The 2,985-nt window shown below is 69.0% G+C and carries 4 protein-coding genes; all 4 read left to right on the forward strand.

The genetic code is table 11. The features are described 5' to 3' along the window. Positions 1–176: 176 nt before the first annotated feature. From serS to surE, 4 genes are read left to right on the forward strand one after another with little or no spacing between them, the layout of a single operon-like run. The gene (gene serS / locus AC2W7C_RS15985; RefSeq protein WP_486002285.1) at positions 177–1,667 is read left to right on the forward strand and encodes a serine--tRNA ligase; all 1,491 of its coding nucleotides are present in this window, start codon (positions 177–179) and stop codon (positions 1,665–1,667) included. Between the two features lies 1 nt (position 1,668). Continuing rightward, complete coding sequence (locus AC2W7C_RS15990) at positions 1,669–1,911, forward strand: hypothetical protein (protein WP_486002286.1); 243 nt, start codon at positions 1,669–1,671, stop codon at positions 1,909–1,911. Next, positions 1,908–2,054 (forward strand): hypothetical protein, encoded by a 147-nt coding sequence (locus tag AC2W7C_RS15995; protein WP_486002287.1) that lies wholly within the window; start codon positions 1,908–1,910, stop codon positions 2,052–2,054. Before AC2W7C_RS15990 ends, AC2W7C_RS15995 begins: the two co-directional genes overlap by 4 nt. A 49-nt stretch (positions 2,055–2,103) precedes the next feature. Beyond that, a complete protein-coding gene (gene surE, locus AC2W7C_RS16000) occupies positions 2,104–2,898 on the forward strand; it encodes a 5'/3'-nucleotidase SurE (RefSeq protein ID WP_486002288.1) in 795 nt (264 codons plus the stop codon). Positions 2,899–2,985 lie beyond the last annotated feature (87 nt).

Here is a 2,985-nt window from a genome sequence, read left to right on the forward strand (position 1 = left end):
CGCCGCGGATGGGATCGGCGCTCAGATGGGCCGCCCGGCCGCGCCGTCCCCCCTCCTGACGGCTTCGCCGTCTGTCCTCCCCATCGCCTTGACGGGCATGGGGAGGTGAACGTGCACCCGCTTGGCGGAATCCCTCGCCGGGGCTAGAGCAGTCGCTCCCCGAACCGAGACCGACCATGCACGACATCCGCGCCATCCGAGACAATCCCGCCGCCTTCGTGGCCGGGTGGTCGTCGCGTGGGGTCGATCAGGCCGACGGGTTGGTCGCCGACCTGCTGCGGCTCGACAAGGAGTTGCGCACCGCCCAGACCACCGGCCAGGACGCCCTGGCCAAGCGCAACGCCGCCTCCAAGCTGATCGGCGCGGCGATGGCCAAGAAGGACATGGCCGAGGCCGACCGGCTGAAGGCCGAGGTCGAGGCGCTGAAGGGCGACATCGCGGCGTCCGAAAAGGTCGAGGCCGAGGTGGGCGCGGAACTGCGCGGCCTACTGGCGGCGCAGAAGAACATCGCGGCGGACGACGTGCCCGATGGAGACGACGAGGCCGGCAACGTCGAGATCAGCCGCTGGGGAACGCCGCGCGAGGGCGGCCCGGCCAAGGACCATGCCGACCTGGGCGAGGCCCTGGGCCTGCTGGACTTCGAGGCGGCGGCGAAGATGTCGGGCGCGCGGTTCGCGGTGCTGAAGGGCGGGCTGGCGCGGCTGGAGCGGGCCGTCGGCCAGTTCATGCTGGACATGCAGACGGCCGAGCACGGCTATCTGGAGGTCAATCCGCCGTACCTGGTGCGCGACGAGGCGATGTTCGGGACGGGGCAGCTGCCGAAGTTCGAGGATGATCTGTTCTTCACGGACCCTCGGACTCGGGATTGGGTAGAAAGAACTGCTGAGTTTATTGAATGGTCCGCCAAAGGCACTGTGGACCCTGGCGAAGGGACGTACTCTGGCGAACAGGTTCGAACATGGCTCGCAAAGGCCGCGAAGAATGCGGCCAATGTGTTTGGGTTGCTTGATTTCAATGAAGTGACAGGGCGTGAAGAGGCTCCCTCGTTGCCCAAGCGATTTGGTCTCATCCCCACCGCCGAAGTCTCCCTGACCAACCTCGTCCGCGAGCAGATCCTGCCCGAGGCCGACCTCGCAGAACCCATGCGCCTGACCGCGCTGACGCCGTGCTTCCGCGCCGAGGCGGGCTCGGCGGGCCGGGACACGCGCGGGCTGATCCGGCAGCACCAATTCCACAAGGTCGAGCTGGTCTCGATCACCCGGCCCGAGGACTCCGAGGCAGAGCACGAGCGGATGGTGGGTTGCGCGGAGGCCGTGCTCCAGAAGCTGGAGCTGCCCTATCGCAAGGTGCTGCTGTGCAAGGGCGACATGGGCTTTTCGGCCAGGAAGACCTACGATCTGGAGGTCTGGCTGCCGTCGCAGGGGACCTATCGCGAGATCAGCTCCTGCTCGAACTGCGGGGATTTCCAGGCCCGGCGGATGGAGGCGCGGTTCAAGCGCGACGGGGAGAAGAAGACCGAGTTCGTCCATACGCTGAACGGCTCGGGCCTGGCGGTCGGTCGCACTCTTGTCGCGATCATGGAGAACTATCAGGACGAGGCGGGACGGATCGCCGTTCCGGCCGCGTTGCAGCCCTATATGGGCGGCCTGACCCATGTCGGAGTGTGAGATGCGCAAGACGACCCTGACCCTTCTGGCGCTGGCCGCCCTGGCGGGCGCGACGGCGGTTCAGGCGCAGAACCGCGTGCCGGCCCCGACGGCGGACCAGACCGAATTCGTCGGCTGGCTGCGGCTGTCGAACGGCGAGTTTCAGCTGTACGCGGCCGAGGCGACGTGCGCCGGCCGCTGGCGGCGACCTGCGTCTCGGGCGCGGCGGACGACGGCGAAATGCGCCAGGCGCGCGATCTGGTGAACCAGAAGGTGCGGATCACCGGCCGGACGGCGCCGTGGACCGAGGCCGTGAACGGCCGGATCGAGCAGGGCCGCTCGAGCATCCGCAACGACTGCGCGGGCGGGTTCGTGATCAAGGCCGACGACATCCGGCCCGCCAACTGACGATTACGCGTTGCGCGACGCGCCGACGCGCTGCAAGAGCGCAGGCGAGATGCGCATACTTCTGACCAACGACGACGGGATCGAGGCCGAGGGCCTGGACTGCCTGGAGCGGATCGCGCGGACCTTCTCGGACGACGTCTGGGTCTGCGCGCCCGCGGTCGAGCAGTCGGGCAAGGGGCGGGGGATCACCCTGACCGAGCCGCTGCGGGTCAACCGGCTAGGCGAAAAGCGCTTCTCGGTGACGGGCACGCCGACCGACTGCGTGGTGCTGGCGGTCAACGACCTGATGCCCGAGAAGCCGGACCTGGTGCTGTCGGGCGTCAACCGGGGGCACAACGTCGGCGAGGACTGCTCTTATTCGGGCACCGTGGCCGGCGCGCTGCAGGGGATGGCGTTCGGCATCCGCTCTATCGCCCTGTCGCAGAGCCTGGAGCGGTTCCACGACGCGGTGACCGCGCACTGGGAGACGGCCGAGACCTATGCGCCGGCGATCATCTCGCGCCTGCTGGAACGGCCGTGGGCCGACGGGGTGGTGATGAACCTGAACTTCCCCGCCCGGCCGCCGGAACAGGTGACCGAGGTGGAGGTGACGCGCCAGGGCTTCCGCGACATCGGCGAGATGCACGCGGTCAAGCGCACCGACCTTAGGGGCCGCGACTACTACTGGATGAGCTTCCGCGGCGCGAAACAGGACCACGCGCCGGGCACCGACCTGCGCGCCATGGACGAGGGCCGGATCTCGGTCACGCCGCTGCACATCGACCTGACCCACATGGCCAGCATCCACGACCTGAAGGGCGTGCTGGGCGGGGCGCCGCCCAAGACGGTGGCGGCGACGGCATGATCCTCCCCCGGAGCGAAGCGAGAGGGGGAGGGGGACCGCGCGCAGCGCGGTGGACGGGGCAGTGGCCTGCCGCTCCGGCGCTCGCGC

This window comes from Brevundimonas sp. CURTG3B2_SDJG (genome assembly GCF_057364705.1).

Bases quoted from the DNA above. Each gene is read 5' to 3' on its own strand.
- AC2W7C_RS15990 (WP_486002286.1), top strand. From the start codon at position 1,669: ATGCGCAAGACGACCCTGACCCTTCTGGCGCTGGCCGCCCTGGCGGGC.
- serS (WP_486002285.1), top strand. From the start codon at position 177: ATGCACGACATCCGCGCCATCCGAGACAATCCCGCCGCCTTCGTGGCC.
- surE (WP_486002288.1), top strand. From the start codon at position 2,104: ATGCGCATACTTCTGACCAACGACGACGGGATCGAGGCCGAGGGCCTG.